A 17,781-nucleotide genomic window follows, 5' to 3' on the forward strand; every position below is an offset into this window, starting at 1 on the left:
TCATCATTTTCCCTATATTTAAGCATCAACAACTGAACCTATGATTCCTTTCTTCAGAAAAATCCGTAAAAAAATGGCAGACGATAACAGACCTTTAAAGTATATGAGATATGCTGTTGGAGAGATTGTATTAGTTGTGATTGGAATACTAATAGCCTTGCAGATTAATACCTGGAATGAAAACAGAAAGGACATCAACAAGTCAAGAGCCATTTTGGGAGAGTTTAAAAAGGACCTTGCCAGTGACACAACGGGTATAAACCGGGTTGTTACACTTCTCGAACGCCAAACAAGTTATGAAGTGTGGGCATTGAATAGAGTCGTTTATAACACGAGCCAGGTTGACAGCCTGAAAAAGGCTTATTTTGGTCCTATTTATCGGGAATTTGTTCAGGATCGAACCTACAACAAGCTACAGGTTTCTCAAAACCCAAACCTTACTGGATTTCTTGACCTGCAAAATACCTTGACCGAATATTATACGGATACCAAGTTCCTTTTGGATTACTACAATCAGGAGGAAGAGCGTTTTTACATAGAGTATAATACAGGCAAAGTATTAAGGGAGGAACTGGAAATGGATCTGGCTCAGTTTCCCACCCTTTCCTCCGAATACCAACAAATCGAAACACTTATGAACTATGCACAAAGTATTGAAGGGAGGAATTTTATAAAGGCAAACTATTCTCGCAGAAGTAGAATGATAAAATATTTCAAAAGGGTCAAAGAGGAAGCGATCCAGTTAATTCAACAGATCAATACCCAACTTGAAAATCAAAAGTAAAGTAGTCTCAAGTTTGAATACATCGGCTTAAAATATTGCCACCCTAAAATTCTTCATTAAAGGCAACCGAAATCCTTCCAGAAATCTAGAGTTTGTAGTCTTTAATAGACCACAACAACTGCGTAGCCTGCCTGTCCGGCAGGCAGGCACATCACGAATACTTAAACCAATATCATTGAATGAGTAATTAGAGGTAAGTATCATATTATCATAATGTTTCTCTGTTGCGTTTCACTGTCAGATAACTCAGGTGAGGTATGTGGTATATCGTTTGTTATGCGTCACTCTAAAAATCTGCCCGGCGTTCATCAACGCCTTGCAACAAGACACCTGCAAACATCTACTCAGACGGCACGGCTAGGTGTCGGTCAAAGTATTCGATTATCTTGCCAAACAGGTAGCGATTGTAATTCCGCTCACGGCTCCATCCATGCGTCGCACCAGGTGCAAAAGCAAAGTCGAAGTCCTTGCCCTGTTTAATCAGTTCTTCAGCTAACACGGCCGTAGTCTTGAATGGTACCACATGGTCCTGGATGCCGTGGATGAACAGGAGTTTATCCTCCAGATTCGCTGCATAGTTGAGCGCCTTTCTTTCGAAGATCTCCGGGTGTGTCTGTGGGCTTCGAACAATTGCAACGTCGTCCGTGCCAAAGAACACCGGGTCAACAGCCGCCGCTGCAGCAACACCCACCTGGAATAAGCCCGGCTTCATCAACAGCGAATAAACGGAGAGTGTGCCACCGTAACTGCTGCCCCAGATGCCGATGCGATCGGGATCGACATAAACCAGTGACTCCATGTAGGCAACGGCACTCACATAATCCTCAATGTCCTGGCCGGCAAAGCCCAGCAGGAACTCTTCACGGAATGCCCGGCCATAACCGTTGCTACCACGTGAATCCACCTGCACGATAATATATCCCTTCTTGGCCAACAGATGCTGTACGAGGCTGTAGTTACCGGCCCAGCGGTTCCTCGCTGTATTCGAATACACGGGCCCAAACAGCACTGGATACTTCGTACCGGGCTGCATGTTGGTAGGTTTTAGAATCCGGGCATGCAGCGTGTAGTCATCTACAAGACTGGGGAAACTAACGTATTCCGCAGCCGCCCAGGTTCGCTCCGTGAAGGCGGGCAACGGCGACTGGGTTACTCGCGTAGCGTCACCACCCTCGCTGCTTACCACGTAAAGCTCGGGCGGTGATGTGTCGTTGCTATGCATGAACACCAAGTGCCGGCCATCCGGCGAGGGGTAGCCAACGTTCTGGCCAGAAAGACGCGTCACCTGCTCGGGATCGCCACCGGACATATTCAGGCGATACACGTGTTGTTCGTAAGGATTAACGCCGTTGCCTGCATAAAACAGTGCATCACCAGCAATACTTGGGGCGGACAGCACATCGTAGGACGGATCTGTCAGGAGCTTCGGAAGATCCCTGGACGGTGAGGCATCGATGGTATAAAGGCCGTAGCGATCACCCATATCGCTTAAGAAAACGACCTTCTTTCCATCCGGATGCCAGGTGGATCCAAACGATGTGTACATGCGGCTCTCTCGAACACCTCGCCAAATCTCGCGCAGTTGGCTTTCTCCGGGTGCAACGACGAACAACTTACGTTCAACCGCCGTGTCGGATGCGGTATCAACCAGCAGATCACCGCCTGGTGACCAGTTGAAGTCGATGACCTGGTTGGCGTGCGGGTCTGGCAAATCGAGGTACATAATGTTACCGCTTTCTACATCGAGCAGGCCAACCCTGCGAATCTCGTTTGGATCGCCCGGGTAACTTCGGCGTAACTCGTTGGGATTGGTTTCGGCAGCGAGGTAATCCGGGAACGGCACCTTTCGCATCTCGCGTCGGTCAACAACGTGAAACGCGATTGTCTTGCTATCCGGGGACCACTTGTACGTTGGCCCACTCCAGATGCCTGGACCAATTTCACGTTCCGGTCGGCTATAGCGCCCCTTCCGTAAGCTCGAGAGACTGGCGATGCCGATCTCGGTGAGCTGGCGATTCTGTTTGGAAGGGAAGTCAGCAAGCCACAGGTCACCCTTCCGTATATACGCCGCTTGGTTGCCGCTTGGCGATATCAACAGGTTACGTGCACCTGCCTCGACGGGCATAAACTGGAGGTCGACTCCTTGGCTCAGCGATGTCTGCCATAGGTTGTTACCTCGCAGGCTGACGATTGTGTTCGCGTCAGTCCAGACAATATCGCGTACTGACGGGGATGCCGTATTGGAACTGAGGCGCACTTCCTTCCCATCGCTGGTGGATACCCAGAGGCCACGCCCAGGATTTCCTGGTTCACTCCAGGAAAAGGCGAAGTGCTCGCTGTTCGGTGCCCACACAGGCCGGGACGGGGTTGTTCCCGTCAGTTTTGGCGTTGCGAACAGGTCATCAAGAGTGAGCTCACTTTCCTGTGCTGTGACTGTTGCGGGCATCGCCATCAGTAAGCCTGCCACTACCCATGTTTGCCAAAAAGAGATCTGTTTCATGTGTTTGCTTTAATAACTGTCTAGTAAAATAATCTTTGACTGCTCAAATAGCGCTCTAGTCATTGGAGCGTGCGCTTTCTGAAGGTCTTCCAAGTCGGATTTTTTTGGTTTTCTCATCACCTCTTCCCTGGCGCACAACGGTTAGTATATGCGTAGTGCGACAGAGGAAGCATTATCGCATATACCTTGTTAGCATTCGTTATTGATTTATTCTATTTTGTACAGTTTAGGTTCTGTAATTCCCCTTTCCTCATGGAGTTTTTTGTTCACTTCAAAGTTTATAAGTGTCATTTCGTTTAAATATTCCTCCAGAGGTTCCATCCCTAGAGATTTTCGTCTTTTATTCACATTGGCACTATCCGCTAAATTCTTTGGAAAAGCTCGTGCAATATCAAAATCGTACTCTACTTGAGTCCCATATAATTGAGCCTTTCCCGTATTTATATTCACTCGATCAACAAGAAGTCCATATTCACGTGGATCTGCATTTTCTTTACCAATTTCAATTTTCATTTTTCCCAAAACTTCTTTTTGGAAATCTGGATTATGATCAGAATGTTGTACCATCATCCAATAATCACTAGAACCATCTTTACCAACAAGGTCAAACCCAGGATAACCGTATTCTTGGAGGATTTCAGCCAATCTTTTCTGGTGACTTCTATATACACTATCCTTAAAATCTTGCCACTGTTCAAGGTCAAGATGTTGATAGTTTTCTGGTGGAGTTGCATTCCGAGCTGCTAATTGATCTGCTTCACCCATTTTTTTTAGTTCATTGACCAAGTCTTGATTGAATTCTACTTCTTGGATTTCTTTTGTTTCAGATGTTTTCTCTTTACATCCAAATAATATGAGTCCAATGATTACAATCCCTAATATTCTTTTCATTTATTCGTATTTTTTAATGAATGCGAACGGTTATGTATAAGAATAGTGCGATTTTGTGTGCGAGGATTTTCCGATTGAAAATCAGAAGCTAGCACAAGCGCACTAACCTTTGAATAAGTACTAAACTACGCATTATTTTTATACGGTGTTACCTGCTGGCTATTTTCATTCTTTTAAGGTTGATTTCTTAGAAAGCCATGTCGCATATTTATTTTCTAAAAAAGTATAGCCCGCCATTTTATACTCCAAATAATTAAGAGTGAAATGGTCTCCAGGATAGTATTCAAATACAAAATTCGCATTTAATATTTTCATTTCCACTTCCAATAATTCAACCGCTTGATTGAGAAAATAGTTATCGTGATTACCTGCCGACACTCTTATTTTGTTGTCTAAATTAGGTTTGAGTTCTGGCCAATGATTTCGTATCAGTAGGGATATATCGTATTCCTTCCAATGAGCGACAACCAAGCTATCAATTTCTCCGGTTATTATATCACATATTTTTTCAGGGGAGCCATCTTTTGCTTTTTTACCCCAGACCGCATTCCAGGAAACATACTGTTCGCCGCGATAAATTACATTTTCAATGCCATAATCATCTCTCAGGTAAATCCATGGAATACGTCCGGCTATAGTTGCATCTAACCTTAATTCATTTTTCTCATCGTAATACATATTTTTATCTGCATACAGATTCACTTTTTGAAAGTTTCTGAAATCTACAGGGTCAGGAGAACTTGACCAACAACCGGCAAAAGTGGTTGGGTAATTTGCCTGAAGCCACAATACAGTCCAACCACCACTGCTATGACCAGATAAAAGCCTTGCTCCATCGCATCGGTAATTCTTTTCTAGTAATGGAATAAATTCATTCACTAGAGCATCACCCCACGGACCATTATTGTCACTGTTTGCATAAGTACTGTGTCCAGTAGGACAGTTCCCGTCAAGAAAAACTGTAATGCAGGCAGTAGTATCAAGAGGCTGACTCATTTGCTCTTTATCTGAATAACGATGATAATCTCCTCCATAACCTGAAACAATAAAATGAACAGGAAATTTTCGACTTGATTGACTGTAATATTCTTTGGGAAGCAAAACTGCTGCATCAACGGTAGTGGGTTGTTTATAAAATGCAGAAAGCAAAGGAGAAGGTGCTTTTAACTCTTTGGTGTATACTGTTTCTTTAAATATAGGGCCTGTGATTTTTTCACTACACAGAATGGAAAATTCTTTATTTGGATCCTTGGTAAAATTGAATTTTACAGCTTCGCTATACATATTACCAACACTGTTGCCAATATTCCTGTTCCGCCCTCCAGTGTTGCGGTCCCAAACGGCTTGCACATAGTATTCACCACGTTCTATATCAGAGAGTTTCACTGGATATGAAATGGCACTATCATTAAACAACACGCTTGTGTTTGGTTTTATTTGATTGACCTCAATGGAAAAACAACTCAGGGTTGGCAAGCCAATTCCTAAGTCTTTGGGAGTTTTGCCATCCTTTGAAAGGTATAGCAATACTTTCCCGGAAAAAACCCCATCAAATGCGCTGGAAGAATAAGAAACCTTAATTTGCTGTGCTAGAATTGAAGTACTTAGTAAGAATAAGAAAATAAAAAAATTAAGTCTAATATGCATGTTATATTATTTAGATTGATAAATATTTAGTGGCCTACATTGCGCTTGCAGGTAACGGTTTTGTGTATGGTTAGAGGCGGATTCAGAAGTTTTTGGTTTTCGGTTTAGCACATATTTTGATACGAGACAAAAGCCTTGGAATTCAGCACATAACCGCCATTAACAATACACGTTTTTGCCAGTAGTTTTTTATTCAGTTGGAATTAATCCAAGTTGCTGATAAAAAGACAAGTTGTCCAAGAAATCTTGTTCTTGAGCTATTTTCCCCTCTTTCATTTTAACAAGCGTTACTCCGTCAATATCAACTTTCTTTCCAGAAGCAGGAATTCCGAAAAATTCGCCTGTATGAGTTCCTTTAAAATTCCAATGTTTAACAATCTTATCTCCTTGTCCAAAAACATCAATAATGGTAAACGTCACATCTGAAAATCCAGTCAGATAATTTTGGTAGTAATCCTTAAAACCCTGAATGCCAACTACATTTTCAGGAGCAGTAATTAAGGTGATGTTATTGTCAAAATTGGTTTCGTTTATTTTGTCAATTTCTCCTTTGTTGATGATATCATCCCATACAGTTTCGTACATTTTTAGATTGTTGGATAACTGTTTATCAGCTTTTTCTAAGGCAAGATGTTCGGTTGATGGTTGATTTTTAGTTTCATTGTTACAACTCACCATCGTTAATAAAAAAAGTAGTGCAAAAAATCCGCTTAAAATGATTTTGTTTGGTTTCATAATTATATTTTTAAAATTTATGCCTACTATAATTCGGTTTTCGGCTTATCCGTATTTTTTTAAATTACTGGCAACGGTTTGGGTATGAGCAGTTGCGTGGCTTAGCGGTTAACTTTGCAAGTACACACCAAGTTGGAAATTCCTGCGGAATTTCCAAAGTAGGCGGGAATAAGCAATTACTCATAGCCATTGTTGTGCGTTCGTTTTTTCTTTCTTGATTATTTCGTCAATAAATTCATTTATATTTAATTCTTTCAATTCTGCGTATACTTTTTTATTCTGATTTGCTTTTTCAGCTAGTTCATATTTCATAGTCTGATATTTTATTCTAGCCCAATCATTTTTTCTTAAAAAATTCCGCATTAGAATATGTCTTTCTAAAGCTTCGCTATCTATCGGACAAACGTATAAATGATGAGCAATTGAATCTAAAATATTATTTAAAGAAATTCCATCTCTTTTAAAAACTTCTCGTTTTTCAATTCCTTGATTTCCGTTGTGATAATATCCGAGTTTAATTAATCCAGATTTGATTTTTTTAAATTCCGTTTCATTATCATAAATAATATCAATGTCAATAATTGGTTTGGAATCCAAATTCTGGACAGAAGTACTTCCAACGTGTTCGATACTATATTCAAGTCCATTCAATTCATTTTCAATTTCGCGTTTTAAATCCGCAAAATAATTTGTCCAATTTGATGTATATTTCTCGATTAGCATTCTGTTTTTCTCAAATGACGCACAACGTTTCCTGTATGGTGCGTATCCCAAAGGGTATATACTATACACATTGTTAGCCGTAGTTTTATCATTTATATTTCAGTGATTGGTCTTGCACATATTTCAAATTTAATTTAAGTGCGGTTTCGGCTTTGGTGAGTTCAGCACCGAGATAACCTGCGTGGCTCATTTGTGATACCAAATTTTTTTCTAAAATAGCCAATAAAATTGATTCGGAAGAATGACCCTTGATGATAAATCCCGGTTGGTTGTTTTTGAAATAGTGTTTCACTGTAATTTCTCGTTTATTATTCTCGACTGTAATGACAAAAAATCCTTTTTGGTCATAATCAAGCGGAACCCTTTTACCTCCGGGTTTTAGTTCGTTGAACAATTCTTTTTCTGTCGGATTTTTTAATTTTAAGGTTTTAAAAGTTTCAGAATTAAGGTTGATTTCCGCTATCTTTTCATTTATCACTTCAAATTCCCTTTCATTTTTGATATCAATGAGTTCTATCTGATTCAGAAAATGAGTGATTTTTTCTTCGGACAGATTTTTCAGGACAGGAAAATGTCCATCGGCATTGATGATGCGCTTTTCTTTATCAATGCCGTATTTAAATAAACATTCAATAGCTTGACCTGCTTTAAAAATGGGGGAATCTTTTCCGCAAAGCACTAAATGACGAATATTAGGGTTGGAAATTGTATTCAGGATGATGCGCTCAATTCCAAGATTTGGTGTTACTACGGTTCCTATGATGGCAATTTCATCAGAAAAAATTTCACTCATTAGGTTATCTGAAGTAAGTGAACAAACCGCAATGTGCCCTTGTGGATTTAAAACCCTATAATTTCCCGAATATAAAGGCCATTGAATTTTTGACGACTGCTTTACTCGTTTGAAGAAATGTTTTACAGCATTCATTCTATAAAACATTTTTACTGCAACAGGATTTTCTCCTGTTTTAGAATTTGGGAAAATTTTAGCTAAAAAGTGCATTAACTTTTTCATAGCTGTTTTACTTCATTTTTTCTAAAATTAATATAACAAGATGTGATTTTTTAGATTACGGCTAACGGTATTGGCTATGGCAAGTGCAGATTTTCAGGGCAATTACTTACCTGATTATTAGTTAGTTTATTTTGTGTAATTACTTTCATTTTTAATCATTCAGCCTGCATTTGCTATAGCCGATGTTAACTGCATTTTTCTAATGAAACCGTGATTCATAATATTCTTTGTTTTCAAATATTTCGTTATTAGATATTATTTTTTTAGCCACCTCTTGGACAAATTGCTTGTCTGTCAGGTTGAGTCGATCATAAACCTCATCAAAAAAAAGTAGGTAACCGGTATTCATTTCCCTTATTCTTGGCAAGAAAGTATTAAACTCTAAGTCGGCTTTTAGATAATCTAGAATCAGCTCACCCTCAAATAGCTTTAGGTTACAGTCTGGTTGAGTTTTGAATGTTCTGGTTAAACCACTTATTTCTAAGTCATTCAGAAATGGTTGATACCATTTCTCGTATACGGTTAAACCTATATGAATCGGCCGATCTCCCTCATAATGAAATAAAAAATGTTGCACTACATTTTCCCAATTGGTTTCGTATTCATTGACATCAATCTTTTCTAAAAGGAAAGGAGGGATATTCAATTGCTTAAAAATAGTGTCTCGGTAGCCGTCAAATAACAGAAAGTCAATATTAATTACCAGTATATCCGTACGCATATTCTTTGCATCCTGAAGCATCCATACTGGATAAGTATCATTGTCGTGTTGGGTTAGTAAAATGCCGTTTTCAGCCACCGACCGCAACGTATTATACGCATAATTCATTAAGCTAATTGGAAACTCACGTTTCTTAAACCACTTTTCATTGGCTTCTTGTCTCAGAGCTAAATTATGGGTGCTAGTGGCATATGTTGCTACAGTAGCTAGTAAACCGGGAAAATCCGGGTTCATCCGGTACGCTTTCAACAGATATTTGCCCTCTCCAGGATAAACAGCAGCCGTTGAACCCCTCACAAAATTATAAGTGAACGCATCAGGTATATGTTCACCCATTATCTTAACAATGTCTTCCCCAAGCATCAAGTTAGGCCCTTCCTTAACAAAATCTGTACTCCAGTTAGCAGTTCCTTGAGCGTTACGGTTAGCTCGGTAATAGTTGTACCAGCTTTTTTCGTTTTTTAAATCCTTTTGTAGTTCGTTCCACCATAAATCCGCTTGAACTGCATAATACGCTAGAGGTCTATCTTCTTTCGCAAAAGAGATTTGTTCCTCTGGCTCAGACAGGGACTGAGAAAAACCCGAAAGGTCAAAAATGAAAAGTAGATATAGGAGGACAATTTTTTTCATCGAATTGCAGTTAACGTTTAGTATATGCAAAGTAGGCGATTGCGGGTTTCAAACCTATCAAACCGTTACGAATTTGAAGCGGGCTACAACTGTTGAATTTACCACTATCTCGCCTATTTTGTATATACATTGTTAGCGGCTGGCATTAAAGCTCTTTTATGTATCTTTTCCATCCATCTATTATCTCTAATTCATTCGTTTCTAAAGAATTAAGCACTTCTATTAAAGTATTATGTTCCAATAAACTTGTTAATTTTTCTCTACCGTATTTATTGTCAAGATACATCACAACTGTTCCTGAAAGTCCATATCGTAAATTACCAGTCCAAAACTTATTTAAGCTCTCTGGAATTTTATTATCTAATAACGCTTTTTTTACATCTAAGATTCTAATCGAATCACATTGACCAGATGCGTAGGTTGCTAAACCCTCTACAAACCAATCAATTCCAGTAATATCACTAAAATCAGGGCTTTTATTTTGCTGTCCGTGAAAAACGTGAATTAGTTCGTGTGTGATTAGATTTTGAGTTTTAATTGTGTCTGAGTAAATGTGTTCACAAGCTAAGTTGTCCCACATTTTTGGTGAGATTATGTCAAATTTGTCAGCAATACCACTTGCAACCATCCAACATTGCGATTTAAAATCAGGCATATTCCAATCTTTCTGCCAGGCACTGTCTAATGATGCACGGGATGTATGTATATAAATATTAAAATCATGCTTGAATGAACTTTGAAAGAAATTTTCTACAGCTTTTTTGCCATCTTCAAAGTATGTTTTGTATTCAATAATATTGTGTTTGTCTGATGTTGTGTAATACAGAAAGTATCCGTTTTGTTTTTCAACTATCCATTTATCTTGAGAAATTGTCCAACTAAAAATTACTGGTACTAACAATACGGTAAATAAAATAAAAGTTTGTTTTTTCATAATCTTATCTAATTTATCATTCTCTCATTGGACGCTAAAATTCCTCAAAATGTTACTTTTTTGTTGCTTGCCGCTAACGTCTCGGCTATGAGTAGCTGCGTGTTTCAGCAACTAAATTAGCAAATACAAACCAAACCTGCCTGCCGGCGGGCAGGTAGAAAATCTGCGAGACACGAGCGAAGCGAACTGGCGCAGCAATTTTCAAAAGTAGGCGAGGACAAGCAATTACTTATAGCCATTGTTGTGCGTTCGTATTTTATTGTCTCTTAGTAGAAACTTTTTTGAATTTATGTAATTTTGTAGTTACAGTTCCACACACAAAAATATTTTCCTCATTATCTATTGTAATATCATGTAAATCCAAAAAAGGCCAAGAGGACAATCCTGATCTTCCCGCTCTTCCCAACATTTTCATTTCAGGATCAAATTGAATTATATCAGAACCTTTACTAACGGTATCATTTAGAGTAAGTAAATCAATAGCGAATAATCTGTTTGTTCTTCTATCGGACACTATAGAGTAAAGTTGGTCACCTTCATTATTTTTCCATTCCTTTAAATATCTTCCGGCGCCATCAAATTTCTGTATCCGGTTATTTTCTCTGTCAGCCACATATACATTTCCGTATGAATCTAAATCTATCATATGTGGAATATTGAGTTCTCCATGTTTATTGCCCATTGTACCCCATTCAAAAAGATATTTTCCCTCCTTTGAAAATTTCACAACTCTACTGTTTCCATAACCGTCACTTACATAAAAGGAACCATCATCAGTTACAGCAACATCTGTAGGTAGATTAAAATGCAAAGAATCATTCCCTGCAATTTTTGCCACACCTAATTTCAATAACAAGTCGCCTTCGTGGTTAAACTTAAAAATTTGATGTAAACCAACGTCTGTTACCCAAACATTATTTTCTTTGTCTACCGTTAACCCATGGGGCATTATAAATAGATTGGAGCCCCAGCTGTTTAAAATATTTCCTTTCACCCTGTCCAGTAAAAAAATTGTATTGGATGAAATCAAAGAATCAGGAAAAGGTTCTGTCCAGCCCCTGTCAGTTCTTTGAAATATGAAAATATTTTGCTGATTATCCACTCCCACGCCGGAAACAGGACTTAACAAAAATCCCGGTTTTAATTGTGGCCAATCTTTTACCAATTCATATGTTGAAAAATCTTTCCGCGGGCCCTCTTTATTTGTATTTCTGGAATTATTGCATGAAAAAAAAAGTAAAATAAGCATTAGCAAAAGGCAAGTCTTAGTTTTAATAATTATCATGATATTAAAATGTTACGTAGTTAATATTATAACGCACAACGGTTTGGGTATGAGCAGTAGCTCTCCCCCTAATGTTGTTTATATTTTATTAGATTGTGCTTACTTTGATTTTCCTTGTGTTACGAATTGAAGCTATTGCTTATACCCGTTGTTGTACACAGTACTTTTAAATCCACTTTCTTATCAATTCATTTAATCCGAGTAAAACTCCATCGTAGAAATTTTCGTTTTTAAATTCAGGAATCATATTCTCATCGATTACTTTTTGGCAAAATTCGTCAGACAAATAAAGGTTTTTGGTTATCCCAGTTGTTGATATTCTTACTTTTCTCAATGATTTACTTAACACAATTGTGAGTCCGTTTCCATCGCTATTTTTTCCAACATTCCAATTGTCTGACATTCCCATTGCGTATTTGTCAAAGTCAGTATTTTCTGGAATTGAATCTATGGTTATTACAGCAATTTCACGGAATGAAGTTTCTTTATAATAAGTCAGGAATTTAGTCAGTTGGTCTTTTTGTTCTTCTGTGAAAATATTTTCAAAGTCGTTGACAAAACCAATTTGTTTAGGAAATTCAGATAAAGTTATTTCATACTTCTGCTTTTCAGTTTGTGCCTCCGCTTTTGTTGATATACAAGAAACAAAAATTAAAATCAGGATTACAAATATTTTTCGGAATGTCATTTTTCGTATTGTGTAGAACTATATATAAAAACAATATAGTGTTTATCCTGCTAAAATAGGGAGATAAAAACAATGATTAGGCGAAAATCAAAGTGCGTTTTACAAAAAGAGAGTATCTCAACCTTCCCTTACCCTCTTCATTTCCTTACCTAGATTTCCTTGATGAGTGTAATTAATTGACAACTTTGACAACTTTATTATCCATATTACAAGGAGGATCCTATTCAGATCCTCCTTCATAATATAAAAATAACTGCATGATATATGTAGCAAAAAAAGTTATCAAACTTGTCAATCTTCATTATTTCCAATTTTCCACATCTCCTCACCAACCTTTCTTTGCACGACCTTCCCATAGCTCTGTTGCGTAGTAGCGATCTTGGAATGACTTGGGAAATCTGTTACAATTTCTTTAGACTAAAAAAAAAGTTAGTTTTTATTCTTAAAACTGTTCTGCGCAAATAATTTTGAATATAACAGCATTTCATCAAGCTGAGAACGGTCAAGGTATATCCCCCTAATGAATACAGCTCTAATTTTAGTTGTATTTCTAATATCATCTAATGGGTTTTCATCAAGTAAAACTAAGCTCGCCAAATATCCTTCATCAACTTTACCCAATTCCGATTTCTTTCCCATAAATACAGCTGGGTTGTATGTTGCTGTTTTTATTGCCTGAGCTGATGTCATCCCTCCTTCAACCATCAATTGTAATTCGTCATGCAAACTGAAACCAGGATAACAATAGGGATTAGGATAATCAGTGCCAGCAATTATCTTAACACCTGCATCGGCGAGATCTTTCATTAATGAAATATTGAATTCTATATTATTCCTGCCAGCTTCAAATTCTTCCTTTTTCGCTTCCAAAGTTTCTTTTGGAGTTCCCCAAAATAATTGAATATTCTTTGGCATATATTCAAGCCTTAGGTTATTAATAAATTCAGGGTTGTCTCTATTGTAAAAGTTTTTCCAATAAATATTTGTAGGACAAAGCCAAGTGTTACTTTTTGCCAATGATATTGCAAGTGAATCAAACAGCTTTCTGTCAAAATGTTCAACTAAAAAATTTAAGGCTTCTGCTTCCCTGTCCCCCTCCTTGATAATTTTTTCGTATTCATCTGGATTAGAGGAACAGCTTACAAGAAAACGCATCTGATGTTCAATACTTTGCTGATTAGCTTCTATTGCCTCCCAATAGTTTATGGTATTGGGCATATGTCCAGCAAAAGGAATATTAAGCTCTGCACATATATCAGAAATCGCAATATATTTATCTTTTGTGAAACGATTATAAATTTTGATAAAATCTACACCTTCGTTTGCTTGTCTTCTAATCTCATTAACAGCTTCCTCCTCATTGTTTACTACTTTGAATTTCATCCAGCCTCTTTCTCCATTTATTATATTACCTGAGCTATAAATATCTGGAGCAAGTATATGTCCTAATTTTGATTGTTCTCGGATGTAATTAATAGTATCCATCTTGCCCCACATCTCTCTTAATCCCATGATTCCATTTGCTATTAGTAAGTTGGTAGTATATTTGTAATTGGAATGGTAATGTGCATGCATATCCCATAAACCAGGAATTAAATATTTTCCTGAACCATCAATGACAAATACAGAATCAGAAGTTGGTAAATCATGGTCATAAATCAATTTAATTTTACCTTCCTCAATTGCTAAATATTTGTTTGGTATGACCCCCCCAAGCTCAACATCAACTATGTTTACGTTTTTTATTATTATATCAGCCATTAACATTTCTTGTGCATGCCCAGATATAAGAAATACAACAAAGAAAACTACGCAGAAGTATCTCATAATATTGAATTTATTAATAGCAAATAACTCAAAGCTAAACAATTCAATATTAAATATACGACAAAAATCATTCTTGAATTTTACTAGCTTTTGAACTTGTCATTCAACCTACTCATCTCCTCACCAACCTTTCTTTGCACGATCTTCCCATAGCTCTGTTGCGTAGTAGCCATCTTGGAATGTCCCAGAAGCTCTGAAACCACCTCCATTGGCACATTATTAAACAGCAGCACCGTAGTGGCAAATGTTCTCCTGGCTACGTCATGGGTAAGTCTCTTCTCTATCCCTACCACATCAGCTATTTCCTTGCCAATAAGTCTCTTCATACGCTCATTATGAAGGTCCCAGACTTCCAATATACCCAGCTCCTTTTCTAGGGTTTTACCCTTGTAGGCGTCATAAATATCCTGAACTGTAAATGGTTCTTCTTTGACCTGGAGCATTAAAAAAGCCTTACTGATTTTGTTCCTAATAAGGCTTAATTGCATGTTGGTGGTTTCTTCCTGATCTGACTGATCAAGGAGTCTTTGTTTCTTTGGATCCCAGTAATTAGGGTCTACATAAAGTCCTGTTGCAAAGTCTTTACGGTTCTTATTGTAAGTAATCCTACATTGAATTGCAGCACAACCTTTTTGGTTTAATCTTTTGGAAATTAATCCGAATCTTATAAATATTTTATGTGTTTTCATGATATATGGTTTGGTTAATAATTATGCACCCTTGGAAAATAATGCTCCCTGGGCAGCACCCTTTCAAGGGATAGAATTGTTATATAGTGGAATACCTTCTGAAAGAAGTTAATTGGATGTAACCCTTATAGCACAAAGGATTCAAAAGGATATTGAAATTATAAGGTGGAATTTGTTTAGGAAACTCTATAAAACAAAAAAACCTCAGTGAGACTGAAGTTTTTCATTAGCTAACTATCTAAGATTTAACCCTTAATGTTAACAACACAACTATTTTTACTTTAAAAAGTTGCGGTCTGGACGGGACTCGATAAGATTAATTTTTCATCCTGTTTTTTTAAATAATATTTTTCTTTTGGTTATTCGCTAATTACTCCTTTTCCTCTAACCAATATTTTCAATTCTTATACCCTTATGAGGGTATGTATCTGATTATCTACAAATTATAATTCGATAAATATATCAGCTTATTCGGACAGTATTCTATATCATTCGTCCTTAAATACTAACAAGCCATTGTTTATTGCGTAAATTTATGGTTATCCCGAGTAAACAACTAAAACTAAACTTTATGGAACGATTAAAACAAAACATTGTAAAAGAGATCTCTAAACTGGTAATGGTAATTCTGATCATATTTGCCTATTCCTGCAGCGAGGAAACAATAGTCCTGCAGGATGACTTAGAGAAGAAGAGTGGTAAATTAAACACTTCCGATTTAAAAACCCTAGTGCGCGGTGCTGCTCTTAATTCAGCCAATGGTATAGACATCGGACCCGAAGATGGCAATCTTTACGTTGCCAGCGTACAGGGGCAGGAAATTGCAGTTATAGATAAGAATAATGGAAAAATCATCAGTAGGATCATGGACAAAAATCCAAATGGAGCCGTTAGGGAGGACATTACAAGCCCCGATGATCTTGTTTGGTCGCCAGATGGAAAGGCATTATATTGGACAAATATTCTGACAGGAGAGGTTGGGCGATTGAAAGATGGAGAATTTAAAAAACAATTTGTAGCTTTTGGGGTAAATCCGATTGCCTTCAATGCCGAGGGACGACTTTTTGTAGCACTCGATTTCCTTGGTGACGGGCTTTATGAAATAGATCCTGAGCTTGATGCAGGCCCAATACCTATTATCGAGTGCCCAACAGGATTCTGTCTCGGTTTTTTCAATTCCTTTGACTTTGGTACTGACGGATACTTATACGGTCCTTTATTTGCTCTTGGGCAGGTAATTAAGATGAATGTCGACACTGGTGAATATACTACAGTGGCAACAGGATTTGTGAATCCAGCAGCTGCAAAATTTGGTCCGGATGGACTGCTTACCGTGATAGATCAAACAGGTGAAATCTGGAAAGTAAATCCAAATGCAGTCGATGATAAAACTCTATTCACAACCCTCCAGCCGGGCCTTGACAACATCGTCTTTGATGAAGACGGCAGTCTGTATATAACCAATGCCGATGAAGGATGGGTAGCTGAGATTCTACCCAGTGGGAAATCACGTTTACTGAGCCCGGGCGGAATGATCGTTCCTCAAGGAATAGCTGTAATGACAGGACCTAATAGCAAAGACATGATATTTGAGGCCGATCTGTTCAGTTTGAGATCTTTCGATGGCAGCAACGGTCAACAGGAAGATAAATTCAAAGGCTTTTTGGTACCTCCACCAGGCGTAACAGATCCACTGACCTTACCTCAGAACGTGTCAGCATCTGGTAGCGAACTTGTAATTTCTTCATTTTTTAATTCCATAGTACAGATCTGGAACCCAGAAGAAGGGGTTACAGAAGAATTTGAAGACCAAGTGGCTGCTCCCATTGACGCCGTTCGACTCAACTCAGGTGAAGTCATTGTATCTGATATAGGTAGAGATGGCGTGTTCAGCATGAACGACCCTGCTTTCAATATACAAACATTATTTGCAGCGAGCGGTTTGGCCACAGATGGCGAATCCGTATGGGCCGCCGACTGGGGATCTGGCGTAATTTATAAGATCGATTTTGCCGGAGTTACTCCAACTTCCGAACCTGTATTTTCGGGTCTTTTTGGTCCAGAAGGTTTGGCTCTTGATAACGAAGAAAGACTATTGGTATTTGAAACTGGGGGTCCTTTATCCGGCGATCCTCGTCTTTCCCGTATTGATTTTTCACAACAGCCACCTGTTAGAACAACAATAGTAGATGGTCTTAAACCCAAAAAGGGGGGTATCGAGGGCTTTCCTCCCATGTGGTTTTTCGATGGTGTAGATGTTGGTGCCAACGGTGATATCTATCTTACCGGAGGTGAAGACAATGTTATTCATAAAATCCCGCAAAGTAAAGTAAAGTAAAGTAAAATCTTTGAAATAGAGCTTAACAAGCATCAAATTTGTAACATTTCACCTTAAGAAAGAAAAGTATTCCAAGGTTTTTATACTTTGGAATATTTTTTTGATGAGGGATATGTGGTCTTTGCCAGACCACAACATTTCAAGCTATTTCTCTGATTAAGTTATGCTTATAGCTATTTCTATGTGAAACATCCCTTACATTTACCCTTTTACATCCCAAACCAATGAAAAAAGCAGTGCATTTTAATTAGTATTACCTGTTCGATGGTAGGGATGGAGGAAAGAAGGATTGCGCCCCTCGGGATTTTACCGTCCCTTCCAGCGCCCCTTTTTGGTATTTCAGAGCTCACTGCTAATTCTTGTAGAAAGGGCCT

Annotated in this window: 14 protein-coding genes; 2 read left to right on the forward strand and 12 right to left on the reverse strand. The window is 38.1% G+C overall.

Annotated elements, in window-relative coordinates:
• The first annotated feature begins 73 nt into the window (after nucleotides 1-73).
• Nucleotides 74-784, forward strand: a complete 711-nt coding sequence (locus AABB81_RS11555; RefSeq protein ID WP_342160681.1) for a DUF6090 family protein — start codon at nucleotides 74-76, stop codon at nucleotides 782-784.
• 340 nt (nucleotides 785-1,124) lie between these two features.
• On the opposite strand, the gene AABB81_RS11560 is transcribed toward AABB81_RS11555, so the two are convergent.
• From AABB81_RS11560 to AABB81_RS11615, 12 genes are all read right to left on the reverse strand, one after another.
• Nucleotides 1,125-3,284 carry a S9 family peptidase gene (locus tag AABB81_RS11560; protein WP_342160682.1) on the reverse strand — a complete coding sequence of 720 codons (2,160 nt, stop codon included), beginning with the start codon at nucleotides 3,282-3,284 and terminating at the stop codon, nucleotides 1,125-1,127.
• 207 nt (nucleotides 3,285-3,491) lie between these two features.
• The gene (locus AABB81_RS11565) at nucleotides 3,492-4,175 is read right to left on the reverse strand and encodes a DUF6624 domain-containing protein (RefSeq protein ID WP_342160683.1); all 684 of its coding nucleotides are present in this window, start codon (nucleotides 4,173-4,175) and stop codon (nucleotides 3,492-3,494) included.
• Nucleotides 4,176-4,340: 165 nt separating this feature from the next.
• A complete protein-coding gene (locus tag AABB81_RS11570) occupies nucleotides 4,341-5,822 on the reverse strand; it encodes an alpha/beta hydrolase-fold protein (RefSeq protein WP_342160684.1) in 1,482 nt (493 codons plus the stop codon).
• Between the two features lie 189 nt (nucleotides 5,823-6,011).
• Nucleotides 6,012-6,557, reverse strand: coding sequence for an ester cyclase (locus tag AABB81_RS11575; protein ID WP_342160685.1), 546 nt, complete (start codon nucleotides 6,555-6,557; stop codon nucleotides 6,012-6,014).
• A 180-nt stretch (nucleotides 6,558-6,737) separates the two neighbouring features.
• Nucleotides 6,738-7,280 carry a GrpB family protein gene (locus tag AABB81_RS11580; RefSeq protein ID WP_342160686.1) on the reverse strand — a complete coding sequence of 181 codons (543 nt, stop codon included), beginning with the start codon at nucleotides 7,278-7,280 and terminating at the stop codon, nucleotides 6,738-6,740.
• Between the two features lie 88 nt (nucleotides 7,281-7,368).
• Complete coding sequence (locus tag AABB81_RS11585; protein ID WP_342160687.1) at nucleotides 7,369-8,295, reverse strand: DUF4346 domain-containing protein; 927 nt, start codon at nucleotides 8,293-8,295, stop codon at nucleotides 7,369-7,371.
• Nucleotides 8,296-8,494: 199 nt separating this feature from the next.
• Entirely contained in the window at nucleotides 8,495-9,646 is a 1,152-nt protein-coding gene (locus tag AABB81_RS11590) for a hypothetical protein (protein WP_342160688.1), read from the reverse strand.
• 145 nt (nucleotides 9,647-9,791) lie between these two features.
• Nucleotides 9,792-10,580 (reverse strand): gluzincin family metallopeptidase, encoded by a 789-nt coding sequence (locus AABB81_RS11595; protein WP_342160689.1) that lies wholly within the window; start codon nucleotides 10,578-10,580, stop codon nucleotides 9,792-9,794.
• Between the two features lie 256 nt (nucleotides 10,581-10,836).
• The gene (locus tag AABB81_RS11600; protein ID WP_342160690.1) at nucleotides 10,837-11,829 is read right to left on the reverse strand and encodes a peptidyl-alpha-hydroxyglycine alpha-amidating lyase family protein; all 993 of its coding nucleotides are present in this window, start codon (nucleotides 11,827-11,829) and stop codon (nucleotides 10,837-10,839) included.
• A 202-nt stretch (nucleotides 11,830-12,031) separates the two neighbouring features.
• Nucleotides 12,032-12,553 (reverse strand): TPM domain-containing protein, encoded by a 522-nt coding sequence (locus tag AABB81_RS11605; protein WP_342160691.1) that lies wholly within the window; start codon nucleotides 12,551-12,553, stop codon nucleotides 12,032-12,034.
• Between the two features lie 429 nt (nucleotides 12,554-12,982).
• On the reverse strand, nucleotides 12,983-14,380 hold the full coding sequence (locus AABB81_RS11610) for an amidohydrolase family protein (RefSeq protein ID WP_342160692.1): 1,398 nt from the start codon (nucleotides 14,378-14,380) through the stop codon (nucleotides 12,983-12,985).
• Between the two features lie 83 nt (nucleotides 14,381-14,463).
• Nucleotides 14,464-15,069, reverse strand: coding sequence for a hypothetical protein (locus tag AABB81_RS11615; RefSeq protein ID WP_342160693.1), 606 nt, complete (start codon nucleotides 15,067-15,069; stop codon nucleotides 14,464-14,466).
• 571 nt (nucleotides 15,070-15,640) lie between these two features.
• Here AABB81_RS11615 and AABB81_RS11620 point away from each other — a divergent pair.
• Nucleotides 15,641-17,407: a hypothetical protein gene (locus tag AABB81_RS11620; RefSeq protein ID WP_342160694.1), complete on the forward strand. Its 1,767-nt coding sequence runs from the start codon at nucleotides 15,641-15,643 to the stop codon at nucleotides 17,405-17,407.
• Nucleotides 17,408-17,781: the final 374 nt, after the last annotated feature.

The sequence above is a fragment of the Lutimonas vermicola genome, from assembly GCF_038433205.1.
Lineage (GTDB): Bacteria > Bacteroidota > Bacteroidia > Flavobacteriales > Flavobacteriaceae > Lutimonas > Lutimonas vermicola.